Genomic DNA, 15,893 nt, shown 5'->3' with positions numbered 1-15,893 from the left:
TTCAATGAAACCAATTACTTGGATACGGTTATTTTTACTCTGTGTGGTCATCGGATCATTCCGGGCGGTTGAAGCCAAGGGGATTCGTTTCATTCCGCAGGAAAAAACAGATACGCTGATAAATCCGCCGCTAATGAAGCATGGGGAACAAATTCTGCGCTTCGACAGTACTGTGTTGAATGTTGGAACAATGACGGAGGATGATGCTCCAAAGACCTATCGTTTCACATGTACTAATATAAGTAATAAAACGATAAATCTGACTCGTGTAAGGACTAACTGCGGATGTGCAGTGGCGGATGTTCGTACCGGAGAAATACCTCCCGGTGAAGCGAGTGTTATTGCATTGACCTATAATCCGAAAAACCACCCGGGGACGATAGATACGAATGCTTTCGTTTATCTGTCTCTGTCGGACCGGATGCCTGTGGCACGCCTCACATTGACGGGTAATGTATTGCCCGGAGCAGATGAATGGGGACGCTATCCTTATGCGATGGGCAAACTGAGGCTAAAACAAAACCGGATGGAATTTCGGGAGGTGATGTCAGGAAAGCGTGCTTCGGAACGAATACTTTGCGGTAACAGCGGGGAGCAATCATTGCGTTTGACAGTTCTGAACCTTCCCTGTTTTGTTACTTTTCGCACAGAACCGGAAGTAATCAGTCCGGGCAGTGAAGCCGATATAATAATCACGATAGATGCTTCCCTGATTCCTGTGGAAAAGGGCGATTCGTTTATCTTTCCTGTTATAATAGAAGGAGTAAGCGGACAACAGGCTGACCGGACATTGAGTATTAAAGTAAACTGTATTAAGTAACGATAAAAATAAAAAGAAGACATGAAGAATATTCTTAAATTAATGGCTTTATTCGCCTTCCTGCTTTGTTTCATATCTTGTGATGAAGATGAGAAGGCAGAGATCCCTACATTGCCGGTTACTGCTGCTAACCTGAACGGAACATGGCAACTTTCTGAATGGAATGGACAGCCTATGTCAGAAGGTACATATTGCTACATAACCTTTAACCGTAAAGAATTGACTTTTGAAATGTACCAGAAGTTCGACAGTATGTACGCGCGCCATATCACTGGTCATTTCAGCCTTGAAAATGATCCTTATTTAGGATATATTATCAGCGGAGAATATGATTTCGGTAATGGTGATTGGAATAATGATTATATCGTAACCGATTTGTTGGAATCGGGTTCCATGATCTGGACTGCAAAAGACGATGACAACGATGTGAGTAAATATGTTCGTTGTGAAAAAGTACCTGCATCGATCATAGAAGAAGCCAAGGTGGACAAAGACTAAGGCAGAAGCGAGGTATATTAACGCAAAAAGGTCATCTTTCAAAAGGTGGCCTTTTCGTTTGAATGGATTTTGTAATACTTCTCTGCAAAAAAAGATTGAATTTATTTGGAAATGATATTGGGACTTTCTATATTTGCATCAGATTTATAATTGTAATGAATACAACTTTGAAAAGAGGGAGAACTTATGAAACCATACGAACGATTGTTAGAGCATAATATAAAGCCTTCCATGCAGCGCATAGCGATCATGGAATATTTGATGAATCATCCCATTCATCCCTCGGCTGATGATATCTATACAGCGTTATCTCCTTCTATGCCGACACTTTCGAAAACGACGGTATACAACACTTTGAGATTGTTTTCGGAACAGGGAGCTGCATTGATGCTCACGATTGATGAGAAGAATACAAATTTTGATGCGGATACTTCTGTTCACTCTCATTTCTTATGCAGGTATTGCGGACATATTTACGACTTAAAATCTCCGGAAGCCGTGAAGAAAGTTGAAAGTCTGGAAATGGATGGGCATCAAGTGACGGAAGTTCATTATTATTATAAAGGTATATGCAAGAATTGCTTAAGAAAAGATAAAGAAACACGTATTGACTAATTAATTTAAAATTGAGAAGAAAATGAAAAAATTTAGATGTACTGTATGCGGTTACGTTTATGAAGGTGACGCAGCTCCTGAGAAATGTCCTTTGTGTAAAGCTCCTGCCAGCAAATTCGTAGAAGTTGTTGAAGTAGAAGGTGGTGCATTGTCTTTTGCTGACGAACACGTGATTGGTGTTGCAAAAGGTTGTGACGAAGAAATGATCAAGGATCTGAATAATCACTTTATGGGTGAATGTACTGAAGTAGGTATGTATTTGGCTATGAGCCGTCAGGCTGACCGTGAAGGTTATCCTGAAGTAGCTGAAGCTTTCAAACGCTATGCTTGGGAAGAAGCTGAACATGCTTCTAAATTTGCAGAATTGCTGGGTGACTGTGTTTGGGATACAAAAACTAACCTGCAAAAGCGTAAAGATGCTGAACAAGGTGCATGCGAAGACAAAAAACGTATCGCTACTCGTGCTAAAGCTTTGAATCTGGACGCTATTCACGATACTGTACACGAAATGTGCAAGGACGAAGCTCGTCATGGTAAAGGTTTTGAAGGACTTTACAACCGTTATTTCGGAGATAAGAAATAATAAAGCCTTATAAATAACTTTTAAAAGGTCTGTGTTCTATAGTGAATGCAGACCTTTTTTGTTTATATTTGCCTATCAACTTTATAAATACCACAATTATGAGAAAGGTACAACTATTGTTCGTTTGTTTAATGCTTTCAGCGGCTGCTTTTGCTGCTGATAAGGTTGTTAAGTTACCAAAACCTAATTTAAATCGTACTGGTACGGTGATGAAGGCATTGTCTGAACGTCAATCTACGCGTGAGTATGCTTCGAAAGCGTTAACTCTTGCTGATTTGTCAGACTTATTATGGGCGGCCAACGGAATCAATCGTTCGGATGCTGGAAAACGAACGGCTCCTTCCGCTATGAATAAGCAGGATGTAGACGTATATGTGATATTATCGGAAGGAAGTTACTTGTATGACGCAAAGAATCATCAGTTAAATCTGATTGCTGAAGGAGATTACCGTGGAGCGGTAGCGGGTGGCCAGGCTTTTGTAAAAACGGCTCCGGTATCTTTAGTATTAATCAGTGATGTTTCCCGTTTTGGTGATGCTCAGAAGATACAGAATCAACTAATGGGAGCCATGGATGCCGGTATTGTTTCTCAGAATATTTCTATTTTCTGTTCTGCGGCTAAACTGGCTACAGTGCCACGTGCTTCGATGGATGCCGCTCAGCTGAAGAAAGTATTGAAACTGAAAGATAGTCAGATTCCTATGATGAATCATCCCGTGGGATACTTTAAATGATCTTTATTCTGCATATAAAAATGGTGACACTATCCACACCGGATAGTGTCACCATTTTTATATTATAATGTCATTATCCTGACCGGATAGTGTCACTATAATTAGGGCTCTTTATTTCAGTAGAAATTCATCGATAGCTTTCTTGTAAGTTGCTTTGTCAGCCGCTCCACGGAAAAGCTGCGGATCTCCTTTCATAGGAATGAATACAAACAATGGAATGCTTGTTGCGTTAAACAAGGCAGCAAGTTCTTTCTGTTTGTCTACATTGACTTTGTAGATTGTTATTTTCCCTGCATATTCCTTTGCCAATTCTTTCATGATTGGGGCTGTCTGGCGACAAGGACCACACCAGTCTGCATATAAGTCGATGATGGCAGGTTTGTCACCTTTGTATTTCCACTCTTTTGATTTTTCATAATCGAAGACGTCTTTCAGAAACATTTCTTTGTCCATTACGACGACTTCACCGTTACCTGTTACCTCTTTTTTACCTTGATTGGCATCCGGTTTGTCATTGAAGGCGTATACGATAACGCTCAGCATGACAAAAGCTACCATTGCTAATACTTTCTTCATTCGCTATTTTCCTTTTATATGCAATTTTGTTCGATGATTCCTTTTAATTCACTACTGTGGATAACTCCGGAATGTCTCCATACGGCTTCTCCATTTTTGAATAAAATAAAAGTCGGCACTGCCTGTATGCGATATTTAGTAGCCAAATCTTCATGTTGGTCAACATCTATCTTCACAATACGGGCTTTATCTCCTACCATTGTTTTCAATTCTTCTAAAACGGGTTTCATTGCTTTGCAGGGTCCACACCATTCTGCAAAGAAATCAACTAAAACGGGTATCGGTGACTGTATTAAATCTTCAAACTTTTCCATAATCTTTCCTTTCTTAAATTTAAATATCAGTCTTTGAAGACTGCAAATATAATTTCTATTTTATTAATATAACGGGAAAAAGCTGTTTTTGTTCATAAAATAGTAATTGTAGAGTCATCTTATTGTAATCTGGAAAAGGGAACTTTGCATAACGAAAAACAAATAAATAAGAAATAAACTAATAATGATAGCCTCATGAAATTTTTATTTATTGTACAAGGCGAGGGTAGGGGACACTTGACACAAGCTATTACCCTTGAAGAAATGTTGTTGCGTAATGGACATGAAGTAGTGGAAGTATTAGTCGGTGAGAGTTCATCACGTATCTTGCCCGGATTTTTTAACCGGAATATACAGGCACCGGTCAAACGTTTTATCAGCCCTAATTTCTTGCCTGCGGCAGATAATAAACGAGCGAATCTAAAGAAAAGTTTTATTTATAATTTACTGCGTATTCCGGAATATTTTCGCAGTATGTGCTATATTAACCAGCGGATTAAGGATACAGGGGCGGAAGTAGTGATCAACTTCTACGAGCTTTTGACAGGACTTACCTACACACTCTTTCGTCCCTCCGTTCCATATGTCTGCGTCGGACACCAATACTTGTTTTTACATCAGAATTTTGAATTTCCGGATAAAAACTCTTTTCAATTACGGATGCTGCGTTTCTTCACCAAGATGACAGCTGTAAGATCTTCGAAGAAACTTGCTTTATCTTTCAATGATATGGAACCGGACAGGGTAGAACAAGTGGTGGTAGTTCCTCCTTTAATTCGGCAGGAAGTAACTGCTATTCAACCGGAAGAAGGAAATTATATTCATGGATATATGGTAAATTCCGGTTTTGCAGATAGTGTGGAGGAGTTTCATACGATATATCCGGAAGTTCCTTTGAGGTTTTTCTGGGACAAAGCAGATGCAGATGAGGTGACCAGGATTGACGAAACACTAAGTTTCTATCAGATAGATGATGTGAAGTTTCTTAATGGGATGGCCGGTTGTCGTGCTTATGCTACCACTGCCGGGTTCGAATCTATCTGTGAAGCAATGTATCTGGGAAAACCTGTATTGATGGTTCCGGCGCATATTGAGCAGGATTGTAATGCCCATGATGCAATGAGGGCAGGAGCAGGGATTATCAGTGATTCTTTTGATTTGAAGCCTTTACTCCGTTTTGCCGGAACGTATTCTCCTAATCGTACATTCGTTCGTTGGGTACGTAGTGGTGAACGACGTATTATTCTGGAACTGGAAAAACTGGCTGCTCCACAATCAGCAATTACTTCAATACCAACATTTACTAATTATTTACCGATATGAAACTGAATAAAACAGATTATGTACTTGAGCGGGCGTCAGATGGCGGATATTATGCCTGGTTGACTGTGAATATGCAATGTAATGCTTACGGAGAGTCTCCTGAAGAAGCTGTGTTGAATTTGCAGGAAACAATGAATGAAATGATAGATGAGATGTATATGGTAGAAGAGTTTATTTAATGGAAAATGGATAATGGAAATGTCACCCTACATAGGGACTTTCCATTATCCATTTTTCATTATCCATTTATTCAATACTCAGTTCATCAATAATGTGGGAGGCTCCTGCATATTTATCGATAATAAATAAGGTATAGCGGATATCTACACAGGCGGCACGTTGTGAGGAGGGGCGGAAAGCGATGTCTCCGGTCAGACCTTCATAGTTGCGGTCGAAAGCTGTGCCCACTAGTTGTCCTTTGATATTGAATACCGGACTGCCGGAGTTTCCTCCTGTATTATCAGTATTAACAATAAAGCAGACAGGCATTTCACCGTCTTTACCATAGCGTCCATAGTCTCTGGCTTTATATAGTTCCTTCAACTTCTGCGGAACTACAAATTCCCAGTTTCCTGGATCTTCTTTCTCCATAACTCCTTTGAGTGTAGTATGAGCATCATAAACTACTCCGTCGGCAGGTTCGTAAGGAAGTACCTGTCCGTAAGTCAGTCGTAAGGTTGAGTTGGCGTCCGGATAGATAGGCATTCCTTTTTCCTGTCTCATGTCCATCATTCCTTTTACCCATACCTTATGAGCAGCGTCGTAGTTCTGATTGGCCTCTTTCATGGCAATGGCAGTTTTCAATATTCCATCTGTGATGGAGTATTTGAAAAGTACCATCCAGTCATGACCTATCTTATATAAGCTTGGCTTTTTAATAAACTTTTCAAAGTTTTTGGGATTACCAAAAATCGAATATTCAAAACAAGCATCTACAAATGAATCTATATTTCCTTTGAAACGTGAGTTTATGATCTCGAAAATATTGATTCGTTGTTCCTCCGGAATGTAATTGGCATAAGTTTGCAGCATGGTTTTGGCAACCATTCGCTCTACTTCCGGGAAGGGAATGGAGGCAAAGTATTTTTCACCGGCTTGTTTCAGATTTTCGGTAGCTGTTTTTATTTGTTCTTTGTTTTTTGACTTAAGGGCAGTGACCATTTCTGTTGTAGAAGGGAGGCGCATAAAGTCAAGTGCTGTGACAAGTGCTTCGTTAAGGGCTTGCTGGTGATAGAGTGCATCCCGTCGATGAGCAACGATAGAACGTATTTCATCAAATGCCTTCTGATAAGAATCATCACCTTTTTCGCGGCCACGGGCCAAGAGTTCTTCTTGTTGCTTACGCTTGGTATCCAGTACTTTGAGACGTACTAATCCTTCGTTCATACCAATTGCATTTTTCCAGTAATTGGCTGAAGATGCATACTTACTTGCATAATGGATTCGTACGGCAGGATCTTTCAGCATCTGCTCCATCAGAACTTTCTGACGGGCCCCACGTACATGTTGACGCATAAAGTTGGTAGTCTGCATACGCTCTTCCACTTCGTCAGAAATCATATATCGCCAGTTGCGTCCCGGGAATCCCATAACAAAGGTGAAGTCACCTTCCTGTACTCCGGCAATGCTGATTTTCAAATGTTTTTTTACCTGCAAAGGAACATTGTCTTTAGAATATGCGGCAGGTTTCCCATTTTTATCAGCATAGATACGGAAGAGGGAAAAATCTCCGGTATGGCGGGGCCACATCCAGTTGTCTGTGTCGGCTCCGAATTTACCGATAGAAGAGGGAGGAGCACCTACCATGCGGATATCGCTGTATACGGTCTTTACAAACATATAATATTTATTTCCTCCGTAAAAAGCTTTAAGTTCAAGTTTGGTTGCAGGAGTGACTTCTATATTTTCATCTTTGGCGAAGCGTTCTGCTACTTTGCTCAGGTAGCTTGGCGACAGATAATTAGTACCGTTCGGATCTTCATCTTTCTTCAACTGATCGGTTACGTAACTGGTTACATCAAGGATACGGTCAATAAAAGTGACGGTCAATCCCGGTGTGGGAAGTTCTGCATCACGGTTCATAGCCCAGAATCCTTCTGTCAGGTAATCATGCTCTACGTTACTATGTTGTTGGATAGCTCCGTAACCACAATGATGATTGGTGAGTACCAGTCCTTCAGAAGAAATGACTTCTCCGGTACATCCGCCACCGAAGTGTACAACAGCATCTTTCAGAGAGAGGCCATTGGCATTGTATACCTCTTCAACAGGAATCTCCAGACCGAGTTCCCGCATGGCAACTGCATTTTGTGCTTTCAGGTCAGTTAGCATCCACATACCTTCATCGGCGTGGATGCTAAGAGTTGCCAGTGAAAAAATAGCAAATATAATTTGTTTTCTCATTTATTCTACGATAGTCATTTCATTAATCAGATGGCCGCAGTTTCCTAATTTCTCAAGGATAAACAGGACGTAGCGGATATCAAGATTGATACAGCGTTGCAGGTTGTTATCAAAGTTAATATCACCACTCAGAGATTCCCAGTTGCCATCGAATGCACAGCCGATCAATTCTCCGTTTTCGTTCAATACCGGACTACCGGAGTTACCACCGGTAATGTCATTGGTTGACAGGAAGCAGACAGGCATATCACCGTTAGGTAATGCATAACGACCGTAGTCTTTCTTTTCTATAAGTTCTTTCAACTTGGCTGGTACCACAAATTCGCGGTCTTCCGGATTTTCTTTTTCAAGAATACCTTTTGTTGTTGTGTAATAGTTATAGTGTACACCATCTTTCGGATCATATGGTTTTACGTTACCATAGGTTAGGCGAATGGTGAAGTTTGCGTCCGGATATGAAGGAACAGGTAATTTCATTTCGCCTAAACCGCGGATGTAAGTTTTGTGGAGCAGAGCAAGTTCTTTGTCCAGCTCTTTTAGCTGATCAAGGAGATTACCGTATTGATCGTATTTGGATTGGGCATATTGCAAAGCCAGATCCTCATCAATAGCTTTTACTGTCGGCTTTTTGAGGAATTTATCAAAGTTAGTCTGATTAGCAAAAATAGACTTGTCGTACATGTCGTCTACGAACTTATTGTAGTCTCCTTTATATTTCTGTTCAATCACTTTATAGATAGCAGGGCGTTGGTTTGCCGGAATCATTTCTGCATAGAGAGGAAGCAGTACTTTAGCTACTTTGCGGTCTACTTCATGATCATAGTCTTTGTTATGGATGCTTTTGAAGTTTTCTTTCAGACCTTCCAGACGAACTTTGATCAGAGAGTCGTTTTTATCAACCAAAGCTTCCCGTGTTTTAGTTAACATTGAGTTACCAAATTCGATAGCTCCGAAGAAAACTTCAGTCAGGCAAGTCAGTTGATAATTGAGAGGGGCTGTTTGTGCTACCAGATCATCGATCTTTTTCACAACATTGGCATATTCGGTATTGTTTTGTGCCTTTGCAAATTCAGCAAATTTAGCTTCCTGTTCTGCTTTAGTGCCCAATACGTCATTGTCAATGATCGCTTTGTTCATTCCGATAGAGTTTTTCCAGTAGTTACTGGAGCCTGCATATTTGTTTGCATACTGAATACGGATTTTATCGCTGGCGTTCATCACTTCTTTCAAAACAGCCAGGCGTGCACCACGAATGCGGATACGCGGTTCATTGGTTGATTCCATTCGTTCTTTTACTTCTGACACAGTCAGATAACGGCTGGTTCTTCCGGGGAATCCCATGATCATTGCATAGTCTCCTTCTTTTAAACCTTTGATGGAGATTGACAGATGTTTCTTCGTTTTCAGCGGAGTATTGCTTGCGCTGTATTCAGCCGGCTCTCCGTTGGCATCTGCATAGATACGGAACATGGAGAAGTCACCGGTATGACGGGGCCACATCCAGTTGTCTGTTTCGCCACCGAATTTACCTACAGAAGAAGGAGGAGCGGCAACCATACGTACATCCGGATATATTTTCTTGTAGAACAGGTAGAATTTGTTTCCTGCGTAGAAAGGAAGGGCTTGCGGTACAATTCCTTTCTTATCTTTCAGGTCACTTTTCTCATAGAGTTCTTTAGCCAGTCCTTCAAGGAAAGCACCGGTGAATGACTGAGATTCTGTAATCTCTTTGGCAGCGATTTTAGCATTCACAACATCTGTTATATCTTCGATACGTTCGATGAAGGTGAACTTTAATCCCGGAGTAGGAAGTTCCTGATCTCTGGATGTAGCCCAAAAACCATCTGTCAGATAATCGTGTTCTACACTACTGTGTTGCTGGATAGAAGAATAACCGCAGTGATGGTTAGTTAGGATCAAGCCTTCCGGTGAAATGATTTCTCCCGTACATCCTCCTCCGAATATACCGACTGCATCTTTCAAAGAGACACCATTGGGATTATATAAATCCTGGGCTTCCAGTTTTAATCCTTGCTTCTTCATCATATCTATGGAATGTTGCTGTTGCATTAGTTGCAATAACCACATACCTTCGTCCGCTTTTACGGTACATACCAGCAGCGCTGTCAGCGCTAATAAATAAAGTCTTAGTCTGTTCATTACTTTATGATAACAATTATAAATTATGATGTTAATATTCTATTTTTAAACTTCCGTCTTTTAGTGCTTTCATGATGTTGGCAGGAGCCTGTTGATTCATTAATTCTTTTTTCATGAAATCCATATAGGGAGCTACATGCTGAAAGTATTGGTAATATCCTTTGCACAAATAGTTCAGACCGGGTTCGCCGTCCGCTGTCCGACTGAAGCGGTTCTTTGGACATTCTCCGTTGCAGGCAAATAGAAAGTCGCACTCCTTGCATTGTGTTGGGAGTGATTGGTATTTCATTGTCCCGAAGTTATGCTGTCGTTCACTATGCATCATTTCCACCAAAGTCTGGCTATAGATATTTCCCAATTTATATTCCGGGAATACGAAGTGGTCACAAGAGTATACGTCTCCGTTGAATTCCATAACGCCGGCATGTCCGCAATGCTTCGCCATTGTACATACGCCCGGTTGCTCACCCATCCAGTTAGCCAATGTAGAATCGAATATCTGTATGAAGAATTTGCCCACATCTTCTTTTACCCATTCATCAAAAATTGTACAGAGAAAGTTGCCCCATTGTTCCGGACTTATGGAGAAATCAGCCAATGCTCCTTCTTTACCTTCTGCCAGAGAGGCAAGATGACGACCGTCCTGATGTGAAACAATGCGTTCAACAATCGGGGCGAACTGGATATAATGGCAATCTATTTCTTTGAAGAAATTATAAAAGTCTAATGGATATTCGGCATTGAAATCGTTCACAACAGCCATAGCGTTCCATTCTACTCCATGTTTTTTCAGGAGATTAATCCCTTGCATCACTTTGACGAAAGAAGGTTTGCCCATTTTGTTCTTGCGGTATTCGTCATGAAACTCTTGCGGGCCATCAATAGAAACCCCTACCAGCCAGTTGTTTTCACGGAAGAACTCGCACCATTCGTCTGTGAGTAAGGTCCCATTCGTCTGGATACAATTGTCAATCGTACGTCCGCGGGCGTATTTCTTTTGCAGTTCCATCGCCTTTTTATAAAAAGAAAGCGGACGCATCAGCGTTTCTCCACCGTGCCAGGTAAAAAGCACTTGAGGCATTGTTTGAGAACTGATATACTCGTCGATAAACTTTTCCAGTAGTTCATCGCTCATTACATGTTTGGGGTTTTCTTTGTATAGGTTCGCCTTTTCCAAATAATAGCAGTATTCGCATGCGAGATTACATACGGCTCCCACGGGCTTTACCATGACATAAAGCGGTTTGGCAAAAGGTGCATAAGTTGTTGCTTTCATGACTGCAAATTTAGATAAACTAAATGAAAAAAATGATCTCCCACCTCTGTTTATAAGGATTATTAAAGAAAAGAGTCTTACAAGTTTTAAATATTGATAAAATGTTTCTTTTAAGTCCGAATCAGTTGTACCTTTGTACCCAGAATTTAATGAAACAATGAACGTGAATAAGATTTTGCCTTTTGTGCTTTTGCTTCCCTTTCTAGCTTCGTGTACTCATAAGTATAAGATAGAAGGAACATCTTCAGTAAATGGTCTGGATGGAAAAATGTTATATCTGAAGACTTTGAGGGATGGAGAATGGACAAAACTGGACTCGGCTGAGGTAGTACATGGATCATTTTCAATGAAAGGGAAAATCGATTCTGTACAAATGACAACACTTTATATGGATGACGAAAGTGTCATGCCGGTTGTGTTGGAAAGTGGCAAGATCGTTATTACTATTAGCAATACCGATCTCAAAGCGGTTGGAACTCCTTTGAACACAGCATTGTATGACTTTATTGCAAAGAAGAATGCAATGGAAGAAAGTATCGGTGAACTGGAAAGAAAAGAAACCCGTATGGTGATGGATGGTGCTGATCTGGAAGAAGTTCATGAACAGTTACTTGCAGAAGGAGATTCACTGATGAAAGCGATGAATCAATATGTCAAGACTTTCATCTCGGATAATTATGAAAATGTATTAGGACCTAATGTCTTTATAATGCTTTGCAGCTCTTTGCCATATCCTATTATGACTCCACAAATAGATGATATAATAAAGGATGCTCCCTATTCTTTTAAGAGTAATAAGATGGTGCGAGAGTTCTTGACGAAGGCCAAAGAGAACATGCAGTTGATAGAAGAACATCAACGGATGCAACAAAATGTAGGTCCGAAGAAATAAATCTTGAGTTTTTTGCGTATTTTTGCATAAAACTCAAGATAAGATGAAAACGTCCTTTTCTATTCGTATTGCTTTTTTCTTTATTCTTTCTTTTTTGATAGTTTCCTGTCATAGAGATATGGACGCTCTCAACATGACTTTTTCAAAAGTGGAAAAGTGTATGGATCTCTGTCCGGATAGTGCTCTAAATCTATTAAAAGGTATTCCTGAACCTGAAAAATTGTGGGGCGAGTCACAGGCGACTTATGCTCTTCTGATGACGCAGGCAATGGATAAGAATTATATGAAGTTTAGTTCGGATTCGTTGATTGCATTAGCTTTGAATTACTATACAAAAACTCAGACCTCCCCAGTAATGTATGCAAAGGCTCTATTTTATCATGGAAGAGTTATGCTTGAATTGGATAAGGAGGAAGAAGCCTTGAAATCTTTTCTTGCGGCTAAAGATGTTTATGAGAGAACTAAGGATCATAAGATGTTGGCATTGATTCTTGAAGAAATAGGCATGATTAACCGAAGGCAGGAGCTATTTGATGATGCTTTATCCAATTTTCGAGGAGCATTGGATACCCATATACGGCTGAAGGATTCTCTTGGGATTATTAGTGTTAGTCAAAATATTGCTAGAGTTTATTTGTTTAAATCTCAGTGGGATAGCTGTTCTTATTATTACAATAATGCTTTGGAAATAGCCGTAAAAAAGAATTTGTCTGAAATTTCAATTTTGCATGAATTGGGTATTTTATATCGTTCTATGCAAGAATTATCGGAAGCGGAACGTTATTTTTTAGCTGCTTATGAAAAAGAAACTGATGAAGAGAAAAAATATATGGAATGCTTGTCTTTGGGATATTTGTATATGCAAATGGGACAGACCGAAGATGCTAGAAAATATTTAAAGATGAGTGCTAAATCTTCTAAGGCATATACGCAAATTAGTGCATTTGATTGTTTGTATTTTCTAGAAAAAGATATTGATAATTTTGAAGAGGCAATAGTCTACCATGAATTAGCCGATTCTATAACTAATGCTATGGAAGAACTTAATTCTCGAGATTTAATAGCAAGTCTACAGAAGAAATATGAGAATGAAAAACTACAGAATGACAATTTACAAATGAAGGTACGATATACGAATTTTATGTTATGGGGGATGATTGCTTTCTTGATTGTTGTTGCTTGTATGTGCTATTATTATTATAAAAATCGGAATAATAAAAAGAAAATAGCTGAGATTGAATCGCAGATTCGAGAGAATGAAGAAGAAATAGAACGATATCAACAGGAAATTGAAGATATTCAAATATCAAAAGATCAAGTATTAAAGGAGAATTTGATGTTAGAAGAAAACCGCACAAAAGTAGGAGAACTTAATGGGAAGATTATACTATTGACAATGCAGAATAAAACATTGTCGGAACATTTGAAAGAATTGGGAGGTGAATTAAATGTTGGAACATCTTCTAGCTCATTTATCCATGCTTTTCGGCTTTTATTAGCTATAAAAGAAGGTACATTAAGAGGTAAACTATCAAATGAAGAGAGGCAAAAACTATTCAGCCTATTTGATCTGATGTATTGGAATTATGTTACTAGGTTATTGGAAAGAGCTCCAACTTTAACAAAACATGATCTTGAGATTTGCTGTTTTCTTAAATTCGGTTTGACTCATGAAGAGTTGAGTTGCATTTTTCATACTACTTCTGATTCTGTAACTAGGGCAAAAGGTCGGTTAAAAGGTCGATTAGGTGTTTCTCCACAAGATGATTTAGACACTTTTTTGAAAGAATTCTGAGAAATAAAAAATGGATTGTCCGGGTAAATGTTAAATGATATCTTCTTAATAATTTGATTAATAGGTGGTTATTTGATTATTCTCTCTCGTAATTTGTCCGGGTTGATTTTTTTGTTTTTTCGAATACATACCGTACTTTTGGCGAAACAAAAAAGCAATATAGTTATGAAAGTACGTTTTATTTTATCTTTTTTAGCTGCATTATTTATTGCAGGAAATATGATTGCTATTGAGAGTACGGATCGGGTAGAGAGAAAATTGCCTGTTGTGTTAAAGGGAGAAGTCCCAACTACTACTCATCGTTCTATTCCTGTAATACCTATTAGTGCGTCTGTTTCTACAGATGATAATATTGTAGAAATCATTTTCACAGTTCCTTTGGGCGAAGTGAAAATACTAGTGGATGGACAAGTACAGGAAGTCTGTCAGGTAACGGCTCCTGGACAAACAACTTCTTTCTCTATAGAAGGATGGGCTCCGGGCGTTTATAAACTAGAATTTAAAGTCGCCGGAGGCGGATACGTATACGGAGAACTAGTAATAGAGTAAATAAGGAACTAGACCTTAACTTTTATATAATGAATAGTCATCATACAGTTGCTATTGGCACTTGGGAAGGTGACAAACAGCAATCTATTGAATATAATTCTTCTATTGCAGTCGGGATTGATTGTCCCCGTGCAAAATTGAGAGTAAGTATTCTATTAGATACAATACAAGAGTATCAGGTGAGATATATCTTTTCTGACGAGGAGATAAGTGAAGCTGTAAATGAGGCTGGGCTTATCATTGGCGCAAGGGGTATAGCCTATGAAGGGGTATTACAACGAAAACCGGTTATTGTAGTGGGGGAATATGGTTTTGGAGGTTTAGTTACTCCAGATACATTGCATGAACAATACAATAATTATTTTAGAGGCAAAATCAATGGAATAAAAGCAGAGTACTTCTCTTTAGAGCGATTAGAAGAAGAAATAAGAAGAGGATTTGCTTTGACATTCCAGGAATTGCAAATGATGTCTAACCAGACAATAAGATTTCTACATAATATATAGACTTTTTGATTTAATAGATTAATGCATAAAGACTGGTTAGGTATGCGGGGGTGCGTGAGTATCCCCGCATTTCGTTTCTTACCGATCCTGGTCTTCGTTTGTGATCATTCCTTTATGCTTTTCAGGAAGTGCACTCTCAACAGCAGCATAAGCCTCTGCCATAGTAGCTTTTATGTTTTCCATACCTTTTCCTTTAGGAGGAATAGGGTCATGAATGGTCAGAATCATGCGATGGCGATGTATCCATTTGCCTGTACGTGGCAGGATTTCAAAAGAACCGTCGATTGTAACGGGAACAACTGCCAGCTGCAAGTCATCTGCCAATTGAAACGCCCCTTTTTTGAAATATCCCATGTGTCCGGTGAAAGTACGTGCTCCTTCGGGAAAAACGACTAAGGATACCCCGTCTTTCAGCGAATCTTTTGCTTGCCGAATGGTCTCCAGTACTTTTTTGGGACCGGACCGGTCTACAAAAATGTGTCCTGCACTTTCACATGCTTTTCCTACAAATGGTATCTTACGCAGGCTTTTTTTCATCATCCACTTGAAATTTCTTCCGATGAATCCATAAATAAGAAAAATATCGAAGGATCCCTGATGATTCGGCACAAAGATATAAGAGGTCTTCCCGTGTAATTTTTCACGACCGTGAATCTTTACAGGAATCAACAGAAAAAGACAGATGAGTTGTGACCATATTTTGCCCGGATAGTATCCCCAGAAATGAGCTCCTCCTAGTAAAGAGCCTACAATGGTGACAATCGCTGTAAGAATAGTCAATACCAATAGGATAGGTAAAGCAATACAAATTTGATAAATATAATATAGTATCTTCATGGGGAGTTTATT

Annotated in this window: 17 protein-coding genes; 11 read left to right on the top strand and 6 right to left on the bottom strand. The window is 39.5% G+C overall.

The genetic code is table 11. The annotated features are described in order from the left end of the window. Positions 1–4 precede the first annotated feature (4 nt). The 5 genes from DW640_RS03605 to DW640_RS03585 all read left to right on the top strand — a co-directional run bounded on the left by DW640_RS03605 (position 5) and on the right by DW640_RS03585 (position 3,250). The gene (locus tag DW640_RS03605) at positions 5–820 is read left to right on the top strand and encodes a DUF1573 domain-containing protein (protein ID WP_074858648.1); all 816 of its coding nucleotides are present in this window, start codon (positions 5–7) and stop codon (positions 818–820) included. 21 nt (positions 821–841) lie between these two features. Continuing rightward, positions 842–1,318, top strand: coding sequence for a lipocalin family protein (locus DW640_RS03600; RefSeq protein WP_074858645.1), 477 nt, complete (start codon positions 842–844; stop codon positions 1,316–1,318). Positions 1,319–1,504: 186 nt separating this feature from the next. Beyond that, positions 1,505–1,933: a Fur family transcriptional regulator gene (locus DW640_RS03595; RefSeq protein ID WP_008760530.1), complete on the top strand. Its 429-nt coding sequence runs from the start codon at positions 1,505–1,507 to the stop codon at positions 1,931–1,933. 22 nt (positions 1,934–1,955) lie between these two features. After that, the gene (locus DW640_RS03590) at positions 1,956–2,516 is read left to right on the top strand and encodes an NADH peroxidase (protein WP_008760531.1); all 561 of its coding nucleotides are present in this window, start codon (positions 1,956–1,958) and stop codon (positions 2,514–2,516) included. A gap of 98 nt (positions 2,517–2,614) precedes the next feature. Then, on the top strand, positions 2,615–3,250 hold the full coding sequence (locus DW640_RS03585) for a SagB/ThcOx family dehydrogenase (RefSeq protein ID WP_008760532.1): 636 nt from the start codon (positions 2,615–2,617) through the stop codon (positions 3,248–3,250). Positions 3,251–3,361: 111 nt separating this feature from the next. Here the strand turns inward: DW640_RS03585 and DW640_RS03580 are convergent, their stop codons facing one another. Together DW640_RS03580 and trxA are read right to left on the bottom strand one after the other, a co-directional pair. After that, a complete protein-coding gene (locus DW640_RS03580) occupies positions 3,362–3,826 on the bottom strand; it encodes a co-chaperone YbbN (RefSeq protein WP_008766216.1) in 465 nt (154 codons plus the stop codon). A 14-nt stretch (positions 3,827–3,840) separates the two neighbouring features. Then, positions 3,841–4,140, bottom strand: a complete 300-nt coding sequence (trxA, locus tag DW640_RS03575) for a thioredoxin (protein WP_074858643.1) — start codon at positions 4,138–4,140, stop codon at positions 3,841–3,843. Between the two features lie 195 nt (positions 4,141–4,335). Here trxA and DW640_RS03570 point away from each other — a divergent pair, with 195 nt between their 5' ends. Beyond that, entirely contained in the window at positions 4,336–5,463 is a 1,128-nt protein-coding gene (locus DW640_RS03570; protein ID WP_016267958.1) for a glycosyltransferase family protein, read from the top strand. Further along, positions 5,460–5,642 (top strand): type II toxin-antitoxin system HicB family antitoxin, encoded by a 183-nt coding sequence (locus DW640_RS03565; RefSeq protein ID WP_008760535.1) that lies wholly within the window; start codon positions 5,460–5,462, stop codon positions 5,640–5,642. The genes DW640_RS03570 and DW640_RS03565 overlap by 4 nt, the downstream gene beginning before the upstream one ends. A 67-nt stretch (positions 5,643–5,709) precedes the next feature. On the opposite strand, the gene DW640_RS03560 is transcribed toward DW640_RS03565, so the two are convergent. Genes DW640_RS03560 through DW640_RS03550 form a run of 3 tightly spaced genes read right to left on the bottom strand, consistent with a single transcriptional unit; the run spans position 5,710 to position 11,302 of the window. Next, positions 5,710–7,866: a S46 family peptidase gene (locus DW640_RS03560; RefSeq protein ID WP_117577375.1), complete on the bottom strand. Its 2,157-nt coding sequence runs from the start codon at positions 7,864–7,866 to the stop codon at positions 5,710–5,712. Then, complete coding sequence (locus DW640_RS03555; protein WP_199610210.1) at positions 7,867–10,026, bottom strand: S46 family peptidase; 2,160 nt, start codon at positions 10,024–10,026, stop codon at positions 7,867–7,869. 31 nt (positions 10,027–10,057) lie between these two features. After that, positions 10,058–11,302: an anaerobic sulfatase-maturation protein gene (locus DW640_RS03550; protein WP_016267954.1), complete on the bottom strand. Its 1,245-nt coding sequence runs from the start codon at positions 11,300–11,302 to the stop codon at positions 10,058–10,060. 157 nt (positions 11,303–11,459) lie between these two features. Between DW640_RS03550 and DW640_RS03545 the strand changes: the two genes are divergently transcribed. The 4 genes from DW640_RS03545 (at position 11,460) to DW640_RS03530 (ending at position 15,044) form a co-directional block, all read left to right on the top strand. Beyond that, positions 11,460–12,194, top strand: a complete 735-nt coding sequence (locus DW640_RS03545; protein ID WP_016267953.1) for a DUF4369 domain-containing protein — start codon at positions 11,460–11,462, stop codon at positions 12,192–12,194. Positions 12,195–12,237: 43 nt separating this feature from the next. Further along, positions 12,238–13,989 carry a tetratricopeptide repeat protein gene (locus DW640_RS03540; protein WP_117577406.1) on the top strand — a complete coding sequence of 584 codons (1,752 nt, stop codon included), beginning with the start codon at positions 12,238–12,240 and terminating at the stop codon, positions 13,987–13,989. A 165-nt stretch (positions 13,990–14,154) separates the two neighbouring features. Continuing rightward, positions 14,155–14,538 (top strand): DUF3244 domain-containing protein, encoded by a 384-nt coding sequence (locus DW640_RS03535; protein ID WP_117577371.1) that lies wholly within the window; start codon positions 14,155–14,157, stop codon positions 14,536–14,538. A gap of 29 nt (positions 14,539–14,567) precedes the next feature. After that, entirely contained in the window at positions 14,568–15,044 is a 477-nt protein-coding gene (locus DW640_RS03530) for a polysaccharide deacetylase (protein WP_008766207.1), read from the top strand. 78 nt (positions 15,045–15,122) lie between these two features. Here the strand turns inward: DW640_RS03530 and DW640_RS03525 are convergent, their stop codons facing one another. After that, entirely contained in the window at positions 15,123–15,881 is a 759-nt protein-coding gene (locus DW640_RS03525; protein WP_008760542.1) for a 1-acyl-sn-glycerol-3-phosphate acyltransferase, read from the bottom strand. Positions 15,882–15,893: the final 12 nt, after the last annotated feature.

The organism is Bacteroides sp. AM23-12 (assembly GCF_003434395.1).
In the GTDB taxonomy this organism is placed as follows: Bacteria; Bacteroidota; Bacteroidia; order Bacteroidales; family Bacteroidaceae; genus Bacteroides; species Bacteroides thetaiotaomicron.
This window is presented reverse-complemented; position numbering and strand designations above follow the sequence as displayed.

What these genes read in the sequence shown, in the direction of transcription:
- DW640_RS03570 (WP_016267958.1), top strand. Translation starts at nt 4,336, where the DNA reads ATGAAATTTTTATTTATTGTACAAGGCGAGGGTAGGGGACACTTGACA.
- DW640_RS03590 (WP_008760531.1), top strand. Translation starts at nt 1,956, where the DNA reads ATGAAAAAATTTAGATGTACTGTATGCGGTTACGTTTATGAAGGTGAC.
- DW640_RS03595 (WP_008760530.1), top strand. Translation starts at nt 1,505, where the DNA reads ATGAAACCATACGAACGATTGTTAGAGCATAATATAAAGCCTTCCATG.
- trxA (WP_074858643.1), bottom strand. Translation starts at nt 4,140, where the DNA reads ATGGAAAAGTTTGAAGATTTAATACAGTCACCGATACCCGTTTTAGTT.
- DW640_RS03540 (WP_117577406.1), top strand. Translation starts at nt 12,238, where the DNA reads ATGAAAACGTCCTTTTCTATTCGTATTGCTTTTTTCTTTATTCTTTCT.
- DW640_RS03565 (WP_008760535.1), top strand. Translation starts at nt 5,460, where the DNA reads ATGAAACTGAATAAAACAGATTATGTACTTGAGCGGGCGTCAGATGGC.
- DW640_RS03555 (WP_199610210.1), bottom strand. Translation starts at nt 10,026, where the DNA reads ATGAACAGACTAAGACTTTATTTATTAGCGCTGACAGCGCTGCTGGTA.
- DW640_RS03530 (WP_008766207.1), top strand. Translation starts at nt 14,568, where the DNA reads ATGAATAGTCATCATACAGTTGCTATTGGCACTTGGGAAGGTGACAAA.
- DW640_RS03535 (WP_117577371.1), top strand. Translation starts at nt 14,155, where the DNA reads ATGAAAGTACGTTTTATTTTATCTTTTTTAGCTGCATTATTTATTGCA.
- DW640_RS03550 (WP_016267954.1), bottom strand. Translation starts at nt 11,302, where the DNA reads ATGAAAGCAACAACTTATGCACCTTTTGCCAAACCGCTTTATGTCATG.
- DW640_RS03525 (WP_008760542.1), bottom strand. Translation starts at nt 15,881, where the DNA reads ATGAAGATACTATATTATATTTATCAAATTTGTATTGCTTTACCTATC.
- DW640_RS03600 (WP_074858645.1), top strand. Translation starts at nt 842, where the DNA reads ATGAAGAATATTCTTAAATTAATGGCTTTATTCGCCTTCCTGCTTTGT.
- DW640_RS03545 (WP_016267953.1), top strand. Translation starts at nt 11,460, where the DNA reads ATGAACGTGAATAAGATTTTGCCTTTTGTGCTTTTGCTTCCCTTTCTA.
- DW640_RS03585 (WP_008760532.1), top strand. Translation starts at nt 2,615, where the DNA reads ATGAGAAAGGTACAACTATTGTTCGTTTGTTTAATGCTTTCAGCGGCT.
- DW640_RS03560 (WP_117577375.1), bottom strand. Translation starts at nt 7,866, where the DNA reads ATGAGAAAACAAATTATATTTGCTATTTTTTCACTGGCAACTCTTAGC.
- DW640_RS03605 (WP_074858648.1), top strand. Translation starts at nt 5, where the DNA reads ATGAAACCAATTACTTGGATACGGTTATTTTTACTCTGTGTGGTCATC.
- DW640_RS03580 (WP_008766216.1), bottom strand. Translation starts at nt 3,826, where the DNA reads ATGAAGAAAGTATTAGCAATGGTAGCTTTTGTCATGCTGAGCGTTATC.